We start from the raw sequence: 15,476 nt of genomic DNA on the forward strand, positions 1-15,476 counted from the left end.
CGCCCGGCAAACCTTGCTGGGGGACAGGCGTAAGCCTGCGCCCCTATTTTTTTGCCCCGCCGTTGCGGCGCGCCGTGGCCAGCATGGCGGTGCATACGCCGCGCATCATGTCCACCTCGTCGCGGCTCAGCGCAAGGCGGGAGTACAGGTGCCGCATGCGCGGCATCAGCTTCTTGGGGTGGGCCGGGTCCAGGAACTGCACGCCGACCAGCGCTTCTTCCCAGTGCGCCAGGAAGGCCTGCACCGCCTCGCTGGAAGCCGGCGCCGCGCCGCGGGGCGCCTCTTGCGCGGTGGAGGCCGGCAGCAGCGCCGCGCCCTGGTCCACCAGCAGCGCGTAGCGCAGCTCCCAGGCGGCCAACTGCAGGGCCTGGGCCACGTTCAGCGAGCTGTACTCGGGGTTGGCGGGGATATGGCAGATGCGCTGGCACAGGGCGATCTGGGCGTTGGTGAGCCCCGCGCGTTCGGTGCCAAGCACCACGGCCGCGACGCCCTCGGCCGTCTCGCCCAGGTGGGCGCGGGCCAGTTCGGCCGCCTGGCGGATGTCGCAGGGCGGGGGGCCCAGGTCGCGCACCCTGGCGGTCAGCGCGAAAGCCATGGTGACCGGCGCCAGCGCTTCTTCCAGGGATGCGTAAATGCGGGCATTTTCCAGCACGTCCAGCGCGCCGCTGGCAAGCGCCACGGCCTCCGGCTGGCTTGTTACATCTGGAAATTTAGGCTCGACCAGGACCAGTTCGGAGAAGCCCATGGTCTTGATGGCGCGGGCCGCCGAACCCACGTTTCCGGGGTGGCTGGGGTTCACCATAACGAAGCGAACACGTGAAAATGCTTGAGTCATTTAAAATGGCACGTTTGGCTTAGTGCCTTCCTGGTTTTTTGGGTCGATTTCCCCCTGTCGGGGAACGGCGGACCGGGGGGCGGCAAGCGGCCTATCATCAAGCCAACTCATCGCATTCGTACGGAATTTTATGCACCCGATGCTCAACATCGCCATCAAGGCGGCCCGGCGTGCCGGCACCATTATCAACCGTGCCAGCATGGATTTGGAACGACTCAGCGTGGCTCGCAAGGGGCCGCGGGATTATGTCACGGAAGTCGATCGCGCCGCCGAGGAGTCCATCGTCGAGACGCTGCGCGCGGCTTACCCGGACCACGCCGTGCTGGGCGAGGAATTCGGCCTGCAAGGCCCCGACCAGGCCGAATTCCAGTGGATCATCGATCCCCTGGACGGCACCACGAACTTCATCCACGGCCTGCCCAACTACGCCGTGTCCATCGCCCTGACGCAACGCGGCCAGGTCACGCAGGCGGTCATCTATGACCCGAGCCGCAACGAACTGTTCACGGCCAGCCGTGGCAGCGGCACCTTCCTGAACGACCGCCGCGTGCGCGTCTCGGGCCGTACCCGCTACCACGAAGCCCTGCTGGGCGCGCACTGGCCCAACTCCGGCGATCCGGAACAAGGCTCCGCGCGTTTCCGCCAGATGGCCGAAGGCAGCACCGGCGTGCGCCGCCTGGGTTCCACCGTGCTGGACCTGGCCTACGTCGCCTGCGGCCGCCTGGATGGCTTCTGCGGCGTGGGCCTGAAGGCCTGGGACCTGGCCGCGGGCAGCCTGATGGTGCTGGAAGCCGGCGGCCTGGTCGCCGACTTCGACGGCGAACAAGGCTGGATGGACAGCGGCAACGTGCTGGCCGCCAGCCCCAAGATCTTCACGCAGATGCTGTCCTCGCTGAATCCGCCTTCGGCGGCTTGAAGCGGAACGCTGCCGCCAGAATGAAAAAACCGGCCATTGGCCGGTTTTTTCATGTGCGGGCGTAGGCTCAGCCAGCCTGCCCCTGCAATACCAACCGCCCATCCTCCATCACAAACCACGCGCGCAGCCCCAGTTCCCGCACCACCGCCTGCGTCGCTTCCTGCGGCATGTGCGAGAAAGCCGTCGACAGGGCATCGGCCATGGTGGCGGAAGGCGCCATGACGGACACGCTCTGGTAGCGCGGGCGCGCGCGGCCGGTGCGGGGATCGAACAGATGCGTGTACCGGCCCGCCGGGTCGATGGCGGTGCCATAGCCGCCGGAAGTCGCCAGGGCCTGGTTCGTCATGCTTGCGCTTGCCAGCAGGCGCGCCGGGTCGCGCGGATCGGCGATGCCGACCTTCCACGCTTGCGGGCTAGCGCGGCTGTCCAGCCCCTGTATTTCGCCCATGTCCACCAGCGCCCGCTCCAGCCCGCCGCGCCTGAGCAGGTCGGTGACGCGGTCGGTGATGTAGCCCTGGGCAATGCCGTTGAGCGTGATGCCCATGCCGGGCCGCAGCAGTTCGATGCGGCTGCCATCCAGCATCACGTCGGCATGGGACACGCGCGACAGCGCCTGCGCGATGGCCTGGGGCGGGGGACCGTCAGCAGCAGCGTCCGGCTGCGAGAAGTGTCCGGCATATAGCTGCCACAAGGGCTGCACGGTGGGATCGAACATGCCTGAGGTCAGTTCGCTGTAGCGCCGGCTTTCGCTCAGGAGCCGCAGCAGGTCGGCCGGCGGACTGTCCAGGAAGCCCTGGCGGTTCAAGACAGAGAGGGCGCTGTCGTCGCGATACAGGCTGAAGATGGCTTCCAGTCGCCGCAGTTCCTGCAAGGACTGGGCGATCAGGCGCTGGGCCGTGCCGGTGTCGGGATGGTAGAGGCGCAGCTCGGCGTCGGCGCCCAGCGCCGTGCCTTGCCAGGTGGCGGGTGCGATCGAGGCGGCGGCGCGGCGCGCGGCGACGGGCGTCAGCGCCAGCGCGCTGGCTGCGGCGGCGATGCCGATGAAACGGCGGCGGGTAGGGTTCATGGCGATAGGCCTGTAGAGGCGCGGACTATTGGGCGAAGACATAGCTTTCCGGCACGTCGGCAAAGGTGACGACGCGGCCGCCGTGGGTATCGGCGAAAGCCTGGGCATGGTCGCGCCGGGAGAAGGGGATGGCGTCTTCGGCGCCCATGCCGCCGATATAGCGGCCTTCGATGACGTAGTAAGCCTGCCGCGCGTCGATCCAGGCGGACGGGTCCGGCGCGCCGCCCGCGCCCGCGGTGGACATGTCGTTGACGTAGATGGCGCTGATGCCCTTGGGTTCTTCGGGCAGCAGGGTGTAGGCGAAGACCTGCTTGATCGAAGAGAACCAGACCGGCGCGGCCTGTCCCTTGACGAATATCTGCCCCTTGGGGCCGTTGTGCTCGTTGAGCGCCATGCCGCAGTAATGGCCGACGGACTCCGTCGTCACGGCCTGCGGCGGGGGCGCGGTTTCTGGCGCGGCGCCGCTGCCGCAGGCCGCGGTCAGCAGCAAGGTGGAGACAGCCAGGAGGAGTCGCAGGCGTTTCATAGCGGTTTGTTCCTGAAAGCCGCGGTTGCCAGCAGGAACGGCACGGCGATCCACAGCAACAGCGCGGCGACCAGCGCGGCGAGAGGCAGGCTGGCCTGGTCGCTCACGCCCGCCATGCCGGCATACAGCGAAATATTCTCGAAGCCCGTCAGGTTGAGCAGGCGGTATACGTCGGACGGGTTGAGCAGCAGCAGCGCGTTGAGCAGGCCGGGGCTGACGTGGCGGCCCTGGTCGGCCGCCAGCACGCCCAGCAGCGCCATGTCGTAGATCACCACGAAGAACAGCCAGACGCCGACGGCAATGCCGGCCGCGGTGGCGCGCTCGCGCACCAGGGAGCTGATCAGATAGCCCATGGCGAGAAAGCTCGCGCCCAGCAGCACGCTGGCGCCGATCAATAGGGCGAACGGCTGCCATGCGCTGGCGTCCAGGCCGCCGTAGGCCCATTGCAGTGCCAGGCCTGCCGAACCGTAGCCCGCGCCCGTGGCCAGCGCCAGGATGGCCAGGTGGCCGATGAATTTGCCGATCAGCACCTGCCCGCGCGACACCGGATAGCTCAGCAGCAGCGCCATCGTGCCACGGTCGACTTCGCCGACCACGGCGTCATAGGCCAGCAGCATGGCGATGAGCGGCACCAGGAAGATGGACAGGCTGGACAGGCTGACTACCGTGACGGTCAGCGGTTCGGCCTTGACCGTGCCCGTGGGCGAGCTGCCCAAAAGACCCAGCGCCAGCGCCAGCGCGGCCAGCAGCAGGGCGGTCGCCAGTACCCAGCGATTGCGCAGGCCGTCGCGGATTTCCTTGCCGATGATGGTGCATACCGCGTTCATACGTCTTCCCGTTCAAGCAGATGTGCATAGATGTCGTCCAGGCCCGGGACCTGGATGTCGAGGTCGGCGATGGCCGGCGACAGCGCGCCGATGCCGCGGATCGCTTCGACCTTGCCGCTCTCGGGGCAGGCGAGTTCAAAGCGTCCGGCATCAAGGCGGCGCCAATCGCCGCCGGGAGGCGGCGCGCTGGCATCGGCAAAGGTCAGGCGGATGCGGATGGGCAGCCCGGTGGAACGCCGCAGCGCCGACATGGCGCCGTCGGCGATCTTTTTTCCGGCCTTCATCACGACGATGCGGTCGGCATGTCCGGCCAGCTCGGACAGGGCGTGCGTGCTCAGCAGTATCGTGGCGCCGGCCGCGCGCAGTTCGTGGACGATGTCGTAGAACATCAGGCGCGAGGCGGGGTCCAGGCCCGTGGTGGGCTCGTCGAACAGCAGCACGCGGGGTTGGCCCAGCAGCGCCTGGGCCAGCGCCAGGCGCTGCCGCATGCCCTTGGAATAGCCGCCCACGCGGCGGTGCGCGGCGCCGGCGATGCCGACCTTCTCCAGCAGCGCGGCGTTGCCCGACAGCGGCTGGCGCTTGAGCCTGGCGTAGAACGCCAGGGTTTCCTCGCCGGTCATCGACGGATGCAGCGCCACGGTCTCGGGCAGGTAGCCGATCCGGCCGCGCAGGCGCGCCGCGGCGGGGCTGTGGGCGTCCTGGCCGAAGATCGCGACGCGGCCGCGGGTGGGGCGTATCAGGCCCAGAATGAGCTTGATCATCGTGCTCTTGCCGGCGCCATTGTGTCCGGCAAGCGCGACGCATTCGCCTTCGCGCAGCTGCAGGTCCAGGCCGTCGATGGCCCGCTGCGAGCCATAGTGCTTGCTGACGCCGGTAAGCGCCACCAGGTCGGTGCTCATGGGGATTCCTTGGTGCTTGCGGTGGCCGGGGGCTGCATCAACGGGGCGCTGTCGATCACGCCGCCGGGCAGGATGGCGGGAAACTGCGATTGCGCCCAGCGCACGATGGAAATCGACGGGCTGTTGAGCAGGATGCGGGCCGCCGGCGCGCGCCACAGCAGCTGGTCGACCACGTCGTTGGGCCGGTAGGCGGTGTCGGCGATGCCGTCGCCGTCCAGGTCGAAGGCGGTGTTGTCGCTCCAGTAATTGCCGCGTCCGTCCACCGACCAGTCCAGCGTCCGGGTGCCCACGTACTTCACCTGGTTGCGGTTGTTGATGAAGGCGTTGCCCGAGATCCGGTTGCCTTCGGACCCGGCGGTGAAATGCACGCCGATGTCGCAGTTGGAGAAACGGTTGTCCAGGAAGGTATTGCGGTTGGCGTTGTAGATGAACACGCATTTCCCGGCGCGGTCCACCGTGTTGTTGGCGATGGTGGAATGGTTGGCGTAGTTCAGCATCAGGCCCTGTTCGTGGCTGTCCAGCGCGACGTTGTCGCGCACCACCAGCCGGTGCGAATACATGATGGCGTAGGCGATGTCGGTGCCGGTCGAAACGTTGCCGCTGATCTCGCTGTCGTTGGTGTACATGTAGTGCACCGCATAGCGCAGGTCGTGGAAGCGGTTGCCGCTGAACGTGTTGAGCTTGCTGGTGTTGACGAAGATGCCGTCGCGGCCGGCGGATATGTCGTTGTCCAGCACGCGTGTGCCGGGGGTGTTCCAAAGCGTCACGCCGTTGCCTCTCTCGGCCACGCGCAGCTCCTTGTTGCCCACGATGCGGTTGCCGCGGACGGTGGCGTCGGCCGGCCCCCAGACGTGCACGCCCACGAGGTTGTCCAGGACGTCGTTGCGCTCCACCAGTGCGCGGTGCGCCTCGCGGTCCAGGAAGATGCCGGCGTCCATGTCGGACAGGCTCAGGCCGGAACGCGTGACTGTCAGGTTGCGCAGCGACACGTCCGCGGCCGTGACCCAGACGGTGCGCCCCTGGCGCGTGCCGGCGATGATGGCAGAGCGGTCGGGCGGACCCTCCAGCGTCAACGGCTTGTCGATGACGATGCCGCCGGCGTAGGAGCCGGGCGCCAGCCGCAGCAGGTCGCCGGCCGCGGCGGAAGCGATCGCCGCCGCCAGGTCGGCGCCCGCGGCGATCTCCAGGGTCGCCGCGGGCGCCGCGCCCGGCAGCGCCAGCCCGGCGGCCGCCAGCAGCGCGGCGCCGACGGCCCTGCTTGCGCTCATCCCAAGGATTGCGGCGAGCTTCATATGCGCTACGCGGTCTTCTTGGGATGGACGACCATCTGGCCGGACATCTCCATGTGCAGCGCGTGGCAGAACCACTGGCAGTAGTACCAGTACACACCCGGCCGGTCCGCCGTGAAGGTGACCGAGGAGGTGGCCTGCGGCCCGATCTCCATGGCGATGCCGTGGCCTTCGAGCGTGAAGCCGTGCGTCAGGTCTTCGATCACTTCCATGTTCGTGACAACCACCGTGACCTCGTCGCCCTGGTTGACCTCGAACTTCTTGAGGCTGAACATGGGCGCGACCGCCATCATGTACACGCGCACCTTGTTGCCGTCGCGCACGACCTTGGCCGCGTCGTCCAGCGAAACGCCGTCCTTCTTGGCCATCTGGCGGGCGTCTTCCCACATCGGGTCGTCGCGCTTCCAGACGCTCACGGGATGGACCTTGGAGCGGTGCACCAGGCACATGTCGTGCGGCTCGGCGAAGCTGGGGCCGTCATGCACCAGCTTCATCTCGTCGCCGGAGATGTCGATCAACTGGTCGTTCTCGGGCTTGAGCGGGCCGACGTTCAGGAAACGATCCTTCGAGAACTTGTTCAGCGACACCAGCCATTTGCCGTCGGCTTCGCGGGTCTCGCCCATGGTCGAGTGGTTGTGGCCGGGCTGGTAGTGCACGTCCAGCTTCTGGATGATGGGATCGACCTTTTCGCCCTTGTAGGCGCGCTTGGCCTTATCGATGTTCCACTTGACCATCTGGCTGTCGATGAACAGCGTGGTGTAGGCGTTGCCACGGCCGTCGAACGCCGTGTGCAGCGGTCCCAGGCCCAGCTGGGGTTCGGCCACCACGCAGTCGCGCGGCTTGATCTTGTCGTCGAACAGATCGTCCAGCGTGCGCACGTCCAGCACCGTGACGGTGGGCGACAGTTTGCCGTTGAGCACCAGGTGGATGCCGTCGGGCGCGGCGTTGCAGCCGTGCGGCGAGTTCGGCACCGGGATGTAGCGGGTGTACTTGGAGCCATGGCGTCCGTCGACCACCGGCACGCCGCCCATCATCTTGAAGTCGCCATTCTTGACGGCTTCCTCGATGCGCTTGATGTTGAACACCACGACCCAGTCCTGCTCGTTGGCCGAGGCTTCCTCCACGGTGACGCCTTTCTCCGAGTTGTAGCAGGTGGAGAACGAGTACTTGCCCTGGTAGTCGGCGTCACCGTTGTCCAGGTTGCCGTCGACCAGCACCTGCCAGGCGACCTTCATGGTGTCGCCGTCCAGGGCGGTGTAGATGGCGAAGAAGTTCTTCTTGGGATCGTCCGTCACCTTGCCGTCGTTGGGCAGCGGGATGATGTGCTCGCCATTGGCGAAGACGTAGCCCGTGCGCGGGTAGCGCTGCGGCCGCAGGCCGTGCACGCCGGAGACGTTGGGCAGTTCGGTGATCTTGTCGGTCTTCATCACATCCAGGCGGATGCGGGCGACGCGGTTGTTGGCCTTGTCGTTGATGTACAGGTAGCGGCCATCGTAGGTGCGGTCGGTGAAGGACAGATGGGGGTGATGCGCGTCGCCGTTGATGAAGACGCCGCCCTTGTCCTTCAGGTACTCGCGGGTTTCGGGCGTGAGGCCCTCGGTCAGGATCTTGCGGCTTTCGTTGGTGCGGCCCCAGCCGGTGGCGCTGCAATGGTTGAAGACGGGGATGCGCACCAGTTCGCGCATGGAGGGCAGCCCCAGCACGCGCACCTCGCCCGACTGGCCGCTGGAGTTGAAGGCATAGTATTCGTCCAGCTCCCCGGGCGCGACGTGGCCCAGCACGCCATTGGCGCCGCCCTTCGCATCCTTGCCGTGGGCGGTGGTGATCTGTGCGCCCGCCACCAGGCCGGCGGCGCCCGTGATGGCTGCGGTGCCGAGGAAGCTGCGGCGGGTGAGGCCGGCCTTGTCGGGATTCTTGTCTGACATGGATAACTCCTTGGTAGGAACGGCGCCCCGGGCGCCGCGGTGCGGAAAGCGGGATCAGGCGCCAGGTTCGCTATTCGGATTCGGCGCGCGGTGCATGACAATGACCTGCTCGGCGGGTTCGGCCGCGGGCGTGCGGCGGCGCTCCCGCTTGGCCTTCTTCTGGATCAGGTGCGGACATTTCTGCTCGTGGTGGTAGAGCATCTGGCAGTGCAGGCACTGGATGCACTCGTTCGGATTGATCTCGCCGGTGGGGTCGATCGCCTGCACCGGACATTCAAGGTTGCAGCGTTGACAGGGATTGCCGCAGTCGCGGTAGCGGCGCAGCCAGTTGAAGATGCGCAACCGCGCAGGGATCGCCAGCGCGGCCCCCAGCGGACAGAGATAGCGGCAGAAGAAGCGCTCCACGAACAGGCCGGCCGCCAGCAGCGCCACGGCGAACGCGACGAAGGGCCAGTAGCGCATGAAGCGCAGGATGATCGCGGTCTTGAAGGGTTCGACCTCGGACAGCTGCTCGGCCAGCGCCAGGTCGTACAGCGAAAATCCGAATAGCAGCAGGAAGATCACGTACTTCAGGGTCGACAGGCGCTGGTTCACGCCATGGCTGATCTTGAGCTGGCGCACACCCAGGCGGCGGGCGATGCGGTTGCTGAGTTCCTGCAGCGCGCCGAAGGGGCATAGCCAGCCGCAGAAGGCGCCCCGGTTCCAGAACACCATGGAGATGGCCGTGGCGCACCACAGGATGAACACCAGCGGGTCCATCAGGAAGTACTCCCAGCGGAAGTCGCTGCGCATTGCCGAAAAGAAGGTCAGCACGTTGACCACGGAAAGCTGGGCCTGGCCGTACCAGCCGATCCAGAACAGCGCGAACGCCAGGAACGCCAACCGCAGGCGGTCATGCAGCAGCGGACGGCTGGCAAGCTGGTCCTGGAAGAAGAAGACGCCGACCAGCACCAGCAGCGCCACCGTCAGCACGGCGACCTGGCCGGCCTTGCCGCGCCAGATCTGTTTCCATAGCGCGGGCGCGGCGTCTTCTTCCTGAGCGGCCTGGGCCGGGGCGGCTTGAGCGGCAGCCGGCGAGGGCGCGGCGGATGCCTGCGCGCTTGGCACCGGCCGGGTATAGGCCGCCGGCAGTTCATAGCTCAGATCGAAGGTCACGAAGGCCTTGTCGCTGACGCTGAGCACGCGCTGTACCATCAGCTGCAGGCGCCAGGGCGCGACCGGATCCAGCGTGGCGTCCTCGGGCACGACGAACAGGGCTACCTCGCGGAACGCGGGCGCGCCCTGCGCGGCCACGTCGGCCAGGCGCTGGTGGTTGCGGTCGCGGAAGCGGAAGCTGCTTTCGTCCTGGATGATCTCGATGCGGTCGAAGATGCCGCCGCGCACGTAGCCCGAACCCTTGAACGAGTAGGCGCCGTTGCCGGCCACCAGCACGGCCTGCTGGCCGGGCTTGAGCCTTTCCTTCAGGCGCTGCCATTCCGTGTCGCCCAGCAGGCTGCGGCCGATGGCAGGCACGCTGACCAGCGCGGCGTACAGGTCGATGAAGCCGTCTGCGTCGGCGCTGCCTTCCGTATTGGCCGCGGCGTCGTTCCTTCCCGATGCGCGGAATGCCTGGTTCACGTCCTCCGGGCTCAGCCGCAGGTTGCGCACCGCGCCTGCATCCAGCAGATCCTGCCAGGACTGGACGGCATCGCGCGCATCGTCCACGACGCGGGCGGCAACGGGCGCGGCCTGCGGCGCCGCTGCGGCGGTCTTGTCGATGCCGTGGGCGCGGGCCACGGCGATGGCCGAGCGCGTGATGCTGTCGCCGATCACCATCAGGGTGACGGTCGCGCCGCTGATGATGTCCACCGGCGGCGGGGCGCCATGGCGGGGAGGGGAGTCGACGAAGTTCAGCCCCACATAGCCGCTGATGAAATGGTCGACCTTGGATTGCGGAATGCCGATGAGCACGATGGGCTCGTGGTGTTCCACCAGCCGGGCGCCGACGATGCGTCCATCGTTCGCCAGGCCGACCAGCACGTCGATGGGCTTGCTGGAGTAGCCGCGGGTGTTGACGACGTCGGAAGTCAGATAGACCACGCCCAGTTGGCGCGTGCCCGCATAGACCTTGGCAACCATGGGCTTGCCGGCGGGAGGATCGGCGCGGTCGGCGCCGGGGAAGATCTGTCCGATGGGGATGCCGCCCAGGAAGTCCGGCAGGCGCTGGGCCTGGGCGGCGCTGAAGACCTGCGCGCACAGCAGCAAGACTAGAAAGACTGCATGCACGAACCACTGGTACCGACTGAACCCGCGCCCCGCCGCTTTACTGCCTCGCATTTTCGTACTCTGCTGATTGTGTTTGTTTGCAGGCATCCTAAGAATGCTCGGCATCGGTCGTATTGCGGTTTGTCAATCGGCGTTCGCGCGCGGACCGCTGGCGGGCAATACCCGCATGCGGCGTAGGGGATATCCCCGTTTTGGAGGGGTTGAACGAGGCGCTATTGATGCCGGTCAATAGCGCGCTTTGCGCTGCGCCATAGACTTGTGCGTGGCGGCAGCGACGCGAGGCATGTGCCTCACGCGTGTCGGAAGAGCCGCCAACGTTTACGGAGAATCTCCATGCTGGCAAAAGCCACCCTCGCCATCGCTCTGTCCGCAGCCAGCCTGCCCGCGTTGGCCGCTCAGTGCGAAGCAACCATAGAAAGCAACGACGCCATGCAGTACAACCTGAAGGAAATGGTCGTCGACAAAAGCTGCAAGCAATTCACCGTTCACCTCAAGCACGTCGGCAAAATGCCCAAGGTCGCCATGGGCCACAACTGGGTGCTGACCAAGGAGGCCGACAAGACGGCCGTGGCCACTGACGGCATGAACGCCGGCCTGCCGCAGGACTACGTCAAGGCGGGCGACACCCGCGTCATCGCCCACACCAAGGTCATCGGCGGCGGCGAGTCGGATTCGGTTACGTTTGACGTCTCCAAGCTCACCCCGGGCGAGGCTTATGCCTACTTCTGCTCTTTCCCGGGTCACTGGGCCATGATGAAGGGCACGCTCAAGCTCAGCGACTGATCGGCTGTCCCGGATGTGAAAACCGGCTGGGAGCCGGTTTTTTTTCGTCCGTTCCGACTGCGGCGCCAGACCTCGGATGTCCTGGTTCTACCGGCCTAAACCGCCTGCGTCTCAGGCATAAGGACGGGGTTCGTCACCGGCGTGTCACGGATTTTCCATGTACGATTACCGGTCGTGTAACTTCTGGAGCTCCTGATGGAGTGGCTGCTGGACCCTACTGCGTGGGTCGGCTTGCTTACCCTGGTCATCCTTGAGATCGTCCTGGGGATCGATAACCTGATTTTCATCGCCATCCTGGCGGACAAGCTGCCCCCTGCGCAACGCGACCGCGCGCGCATCATGGGCCTGAGCCTGGCGCTCATCATGCGTCTTGGCCTTTTGTCGGTCATGTCATGGCTGGTCACGCTGACCGCCCCTCTGTTTTCCATCGGCCCGCTGTCGTTCTCGGGCCGCGACCTGATCCTGATGATCGGCGGCCTGTTCCTGCTGTTCAAAGGCACCATGGAACTGCACGAGCGCCTGGAGGGCTCCCAGCACGGCGGCTCATCGGGGCCGCGCGTGTACGCCAGCTTCTGGGTGATCGTCACGCAGATCGTGGTGCTGGACGCGGTGTTCTCGCTGGACTCGGTCATCACCGCCGTCGGCATGGTGGACCATCTGGCCATCATGATGATCGCCGTGGTCATCGCCATCGGCATCATGCTGCTGGCGTCCAAGCCGCTGACGCGCTTCGTCAACGCCCACCCCACGGTGGTGGTGCTGTGCCTGGGCTTTCTGCTCATGATCGGCTTTTCGCTGCTGGCCGAAGCCTTCGGCTTCAAGGTGCCCAAGGGCTACCTGTACGCGGCCATCGGCTTCTCGGTCGCCATCGAGGCGCTCAACCAGGTGGCGCGCCGCAACCTGCTCAAGCTGGATGCGCGCCGGCCGATGCGCGAGCGTACCGCTTCCGCCGTGCTGCGCATGTTGGGCAAGCGCCCGCCCGCCGACGAACCCGACCTGCCCAGCGCGAACGGTCCGGCCATCCCGGCTTTCGGGGTCGAGGAGCGCAATATGGTCAGCGGCGTGCTGACGCTGGCCGAGCGGTCGATCCGTTCGATCATGACGCCGCGCACGGATGTGTCGTGGATCAATATCGACGACGACCCGGAAACCATCCGCCGCCAGCTGACCGAGGCGCCGCACAGCTTTTTCCCCGTTTGCCGGGGTTCCCTGGACGAGGTGCTGGGCATCGGCCGCGCCAAGGACCTGGTGGCCGACCTGATCACCGAGGGCAGGGTGCGCCGCAACCGTCTGCGCGACCCCATCATCGTGCACGAGTCCATCGGCATCCTGCGCCTGATGGACACGCTCAAGCGTTCGCGCGGCCAGCTGGTGCTGGTGGCCGACGAGTTCGGCGCCATCGAGGGTCTGGTGACGCCGATCGACGTCTTCGAGGCGATCGCCGGCGAGTTCCCCGACGAGGACGAACTGCCCGACATCGTCGCCGACGGCGAGAACACCTGGAAAATCGACGGCGCGGCCGACCTGCACCATGTCGAGCAAGTGCTGGAAACCGAGGGCCTGGTCGATGACGCCCAGGATTTTTCAACCCTGGCGGGGTACCTGCTGTCGCGCTTCGGGCACCTGCCCAAGCCGGGCGACGTCTGCGAGTACGAAATCCACCACGAGCATTTCCGCTTTGAAGTCCTGGAAATGGACGGCCGCCGCATCGCGCTGGTGCGCGTCGAAAAGCGGCCGCAGGAAATGCTTGCGGACGACGAATCCCTAGCCAACGACTAACTGGACCGACCTGCCATCGTGACCGAAAACACCCTATACCTGATCAAAGCTTTCGTCCTGGGCATCATCGAGGGCCTGACGGAATTCATTCCCGTGTCCAGCACCGGCCACCTCATCCTGGTGGGCGACTGGATCAATTTCGAATCCAGCCAGGGCAAGGTGTTCGAGGTGGTGATCCAGCTGGGTTCCATCCTGGCGGTGATGTGGGTGTTCCGCGCCCGCCTCCTGACGCTGATCCGCGGCACCCTGACCGGCGTGCCCAGCGAGGTGGCCTTCACCCGCAACCTGATCATCGCCTTCCTGCCGGCCGCCGTCATCGGGGCGATCTTCATCAAGGCCATCAAGAGCGTCTTCTACCACCCGGCCGTGGTGGTCGTGACCCTGGTGCTGGGCGGCCTGATCATGCTGTACGTGGAGCGCAAGACGCACCATACGCCGGGCGACATGCCGGGCGCGGCCGACGATACCGCCTCGGATGAGCGCGCCACGGCCCGCACGCTGGAGCAGATCTCCTGGAAGCAGGCGCTGGGCGTGGGCGTGGCGCAATGCCTGGCGATGATTCCGGGCACCTCGCGTTCGGGCGCCACCATCATCGGCGGCATGATCGCCGGGATCCAGCGCAAGACGGCCACCGAGTTCTCGTTCTTCCTGGCGATGCCCACGATGTTGGGCGCGGCGGTCTACGACATGTACAAGAACATGGATCTGCTCACGCAGCACGATCTGGCGGGCATTGCCGTGGGCTTCGTGGCCGCGTTCCTGAGCGCGATGGTGGTGGTGCGCGCCGTGCTGCGCTTCGTCGCCAACCATACCTACCGCGTGTTCGCCTGGTACCGGATCATCTTCGGCGGCGTCGTCGCGGCCTGGATCTTCACGCGCTGATGGCACGGCCGGCATGGCGCCGGCTGCAGCAACGACAAGGGCCGCTTGCGCGGCCCTTGCTGTTTTCCGTGGCGGCGCGCCCGAGGGCTACGCTTCCGTTTCCAGGTCGTAGAACTGCAGGCCGTCCTGGTCGATGACCAGCCAGCCGCCGCGGGCGGGCGAGACATGGTCGCAGTCCCAGTCGGGCAGGACCCAGCGCTCGCGCTTCTTGCCGTCCACTTCCAGCACGTGGCGGGCGGGGCGATGGGTATGGCCATGCACCAGCACGCGCACGCCGGTTTCGCGGAAGACGGATTCAATGGCGGCGGCGTTGACGTCCATGATCTCCATGGACTTCATCTGGTTGGCAGCCTGGCTTTCGCCGCGGGCCTGCTGCGCCATCGCCAGGCGTTCGGGGATCGTCTTGGCCAGGAATTCGGCCTGCCAGCGCGGATCGCGGACCATCTTGCGGAACTGCTGGTAGGCGGCATCGTCCGTACAGAACTCGTCGCCGTGGGTCAGCAGGATTTGCCCATAGTCCGTTTCCAGCAGCGCCGGTTCGGGCAGCAGCTTGGCGCCCAGGGCCTGGGCCAGTTCTTCCCCGATGAGGAAGTCACGGTTGCCGCGGCCCAGCCAGACCGGAATCCGGCTGGCGGTGTCGCGCAGCGCCGTCAGCGCCGTGGCCAGCCACGGCGGCGCGGCGCGGATCACATCGTCGCCGATCCAGGCATCGAAGATGTCGCCCGGCAGCAGCAGGGCGCCGGCTTCCTCCCGCGCGGCCTCCAGGAAGGCCAGGAAGGCCTCCGAGGTGGCCGGCGTGGCCGGTCCCAGATGCAGGTCGGACGCCAGCCAGATGGGGCCGGACAGCGTGATCTTATTCAAGAACTTCGGCCTTCTCGATGATCACGTCGTCGTTCGGCACGTTCTGGTGGAAGCCCTTGTTGCCGGTCTTCACGCCCTTGATCTTGTCGACCACGTCCGTGCCTTCGGTCACGGTGCCGAACACGGCATAGCCCCAGCCATTGGGCGTGGGCGCGGTGAAGTTCAGGAAGTCATTGTTGGACACGTTGATGAAGAACTGCGCCGTGGCCGAGTGCGGATCGCTGGTGCGGGCCATGGCCAGGGTGTACTTGTCGTTCTTCAGGCCGTTGTTGGCCTCGTTTTCGATGGGGGCATGGGTCTGCTTCTGCTTCATGCCGGGCTCAAAGCCGCCGCCCTGGATCATGAAGCCATCGATCACGCGATGGAACACCGTGCCGTTGTAGAAACCTTCCTTGACGTAGGTCAGGAAGTTTTCGACGGTCTTGGGAGCCTTGGCGGCATCCAGGGTGATGACCATGTCGCCTTGGTTCGTTTGAAGCTTGACGCGGGGGTTGGTGCTCATGGCTTTTGTGCCTTCAGAGGTGGAGGTGGAGGAATTGGCCGCAGGGGCGGCGCTGACGAGCGCTGGGGCGAATGCAGCCAGCGCGAACGAGCACGCCGTCAGGCGCAGCAGGTGTAGGGGG

The 15,476-nt window shown here is 66.4% G+C and carries 14 protein-coding genes; 4 read left to right on the forward strand and 10 right to left on the reverse strand.

Annotated elements, in window-relative coordinates; all coding sequences use genetic code 11:
- Nucleotides 1-43: 43 nt before the first annotated feature.
- Entirely contained in the window at nt 44-835 is a 792-nt protein-coding gene (locus tag NGK62_RS31155; RefSeq protein ID WP_118934149.1) for an RNA methyltransferase, read from the reverse strand.
- Nucleotides 836-965: 130 nt separating this feature from the next.
- Between NGK62_RS31155 and NGK62_RS31160 the strand changes: the two genes are divergently transcribed.
- Nucleotides 966-1,751 (forward strand): inositol monophosphatase family protein, encoded by a 786-nt coding sequence (locus NGK62_RS31160; RefSeq protein ID WP_059372021.1) that lies wholly within the window; start codon nt 966-968, stop codon nt 1,749-1,751.
- Nucleotides 1,752-1,818: 67 nt separating this feature from the next.
- Here the strand turns inward: NGK62_RS31160 and NGK62_RS31165 are convergent, their stop codons facing one another.
- From NGK62_RS31165 to NGK62_RS31195, 7 genes are read right to left on the reverse strand one after another with little or no spacing between them, the layout of a single operon-like run.
- Entirely contained in the window at nt 1,819-2,817 is a 999-nt protein-coding gene (locus NGK62_RS31165; RefSeq protein WP_251881964.1) for an FAD:protein FMN transferase, read from the reverse strand.
- A 25-nt stretch (nt 2,818-2,842) separates the two neighbouring features.
- Nucleotides 2,843-3,343, reverse strand: a complete 501-nt coding sequence (locus tag NGK62_RS31170) for a nitrous oxide reductase accessory protein NosL (RefSeq protein ID WP_251881966.1) — start codon at nt 3,341-3,343, stop codon at nt 2,843-2,845.
- Nucleotides 3,340-4,170, reverse strand: a complete 831-nt coding sequence (locus NGK62_RS31175; RefSeq protein WP_059372027.1) for an ABC transporter permease — start codon at nt 4,168-4,170, stop codon at nt 3,340-3,342. The genes NGK62_RS31170 and NGK62_RS31175 overlap by 4 nt, the downstream gene beginning before the upstream one ends.
- Nucleotides 4,167-5,069, reverse strand: a complete 903-nt coding sequence (locus NGK62_RS31180; protein WP_251881969.1) for an ABC transporter ATP-binding protein — start codon at nt 5,067-5,069, stop codon at nt 4,167-4,169. Before NGK62_RS31180 ends, NGK62_RS31175 begins: the two co-directional genes overlap by 4 nt.
- On the reverse strand, nt 5,066-6,337 hold the full coding sequence (locus tag NGK62_RS31185) for a nitrous oxide reductase family maturation protein NosD (RefSeq protein WP_251881971.1): 1,272 nt from the start codon (nt 6,335-6,337) through the stop codon (nt 5,066-5,068). The genes NGK62_RS31180 and NGK62_RS31185 overlap by 4 nt, the downstream gene beginning before the upstream one ends.
- Nucleotides 6,338-6,366: 29 nt before the next feature.
- Nucleotides 6,367-8,283, reverse strand: a complete 1,917-nt coding sequence (gene nosZ / locus NGK62_RS31190; protein ID WP_059372033.1) for a TAT-dependent nitrous-oxide reductase — start codon at nt 8,281-8,283, stop codon at nt 6,367-6,369.
- A 54-nt stretch (nt 8,284-8,337) separates the two neighbouring features.
- Nucleotides 8,338-10,548, reverse strand: coding sequence for a NosR/NirI family protein (locus tag NGK62_RS31195; RefSeq protein ID WP_251881973.1), 2,211 nt, complete (start codon nt 10,546-10,548; stop codon nt 8,338-8,340).
- A 333-nt stretch (nt 10,549-10,881) separates the two neighbouring features.
- Here NGK62_RS31195 and azu point away from each other — a divergent pair, with 333 nt between their 5' ends.
- The 3 genes from azu (at nt 10,882) to NGK62_RS31210 (ending at nt 13,992) form a co-directional block, all read left to right on the forward strand.
- Nucleotides 10,882-11,331 (forward strand): azurin, encoded by a 450-nt coding sequence (azu, locus tag NGK62_RS31200; RefSeq protein ID WP_059372035.1) that lies wholly within the window; start codon nt 10,882-10,884, stop codon nt 11,329-11,331.
- Nucleotides 11,332-11,526: 195 nt separating this feature from the next.
- On the forward strand, nt 11,527-13,110 hold the full coding sequence (locus NGK62_RS31205; RefSeq protein WP_059372036.1) for a TerC family protein: 1,584 nt from the start codon (nt 11,527-11,529) through the stop codon (nt 13,108-13,110).
- A gap of 18 nt (nt 13,111-13,128) precedes the next feature.
- Nucleotides 13,129-13,992 carry an undecaprenyl-diphosphate phosphatase gene (locus NGK62_RS31210; RefSeq protein WP_059372038.1) on the forward strand — a complete coding sequence of 288 codons (864 nt, stop codon included), beginning with the start codon at nt 13,129-13,131 and terminating at the stop codon, nt 13,990-13,992.
- 87 nt (nt 13,993-14,079) lie between these two features.
- On the opposite strand, the gene NGK62_RS31215 is transcribed toward NGK62_RS31210, so the two are convergent.
- Nucleotides 14,080-14,853: a UDP-2,3-diacylglucosamine diphosphatase gene (locus NGK62_RS31215; RefSeq protein WP_059372039.1), complete on the reverse strand. Its 774-nt coding sequence runs from the start codon at nt 14,851-14,853 to the stop codon at nt 14,080-14,082.
- Nucleotides 14,846-15,355 (reverse strand): peptidylprolyl isomerase, encoded by a 510-nt coding sequence (locus NGK62_RS31220; protein WP_059372043.1) that lies wholly within the window; start codon nt 15,353-15,355, stop codon nt 14,846-14,848. The genes NGK62_RS31215 and NGK62_RS31220 overlap by 8 nt, the downstream gene beginning before the upstream one ends.
- Nucleotides 15,356-15,476: the final 121 nt, after the last annotated feature.

This window comes from Achromobacter sp. Marseille-Q4954 (assembly GCF_943737025.1).
In the GTDB taxonomy this organism is placed as follows: domain Bacteria; phylum Pseudomonadota; class Gammaproteobacteria; order Burkholderiales; family Burkholderiaceae_B; genus Achromobacter; species Achromobacter bronchisepticus_A.

Bases quoted from the DNA above. Each gene is read 5' to 3' on its own strand.
- azu (WP_059372035.1), top strand. From the start codon at position 10,882: ATGCTGGCAAAAGCCACCCTCGCCATCGCTCTGTCCGCAGCCAGCCTG.
- NGK62_RS31165 (WP_251881964.1), bottom strand. From the start codon at position 2,817: ATGAACCCTACCCGCCGCCGTTTCATCGGCATCGCCGCCGCAGCCAGC.
- NGK62_RS31175 (WP_059372027.1), bottom strand. From the start codon at position 4,170: ATGAACGCGGTATGCACCATCATCGGCAAGGAAATCCGCGACGGCCTG.
- nosZ (WP_059372033.1), bottom strand. From the start codon at position 8,283: ATGTCAGACAAGAATCCCGACAAGGCCGGCCTCACCCGCCGCAGCTTC.
- NGK62_RS31205 (WP_059372036.1), top strand. From the start codon at position 11,527: ATGGAGTGGCTGCTGGACCCTACTGCGTGGGTCGGCTTGCTTACCCTG.
- NGK62_RS31180 (WP_251881969.1), bottom strand. From the start codon at position 5,069: ATGAGCACCGACCTGGTGGCGCTTACCGGCGTCAGCAAGCACTATGGC.
- NGK62_RS31160 (WP_059372021.1), top strand. From the start codon at position 966: ATGCACCCGATGCTCAACATCGCCATCAAGGCGGCCCGGCGTGCCGGC.
- NGK62_RS31170 (WP_251881966.1), bottom strand. From the start codon at position 3,343: ATGAAACGCCTGCGACTCCTCCTGGCTGTCTCCACCTTGCTGCTGACC.
- NGK62_RS31220 (WP_059372043.1), bottom strand. From the start codon at position 15,355: ATGAGCACCAACCCCCGCGTCAAGCTTCAAACGAACCAAGGCGACATG.
- NGK62_RS31185 (WP_251881971.1), bottom strand. From the start codon at position 6,337: ATGAGCGCAAGCAGGGCCGTCGGCGCCGCGCTGCTGGCGGCCGCCGGG.
- NGK62_RS31155 (WP_118934149.1), bottom strand. From the start codon at position 835: ATGACTCAAGCATTTTCACGTGTTCGCTTCGTTATGGTGAACCCCAGC.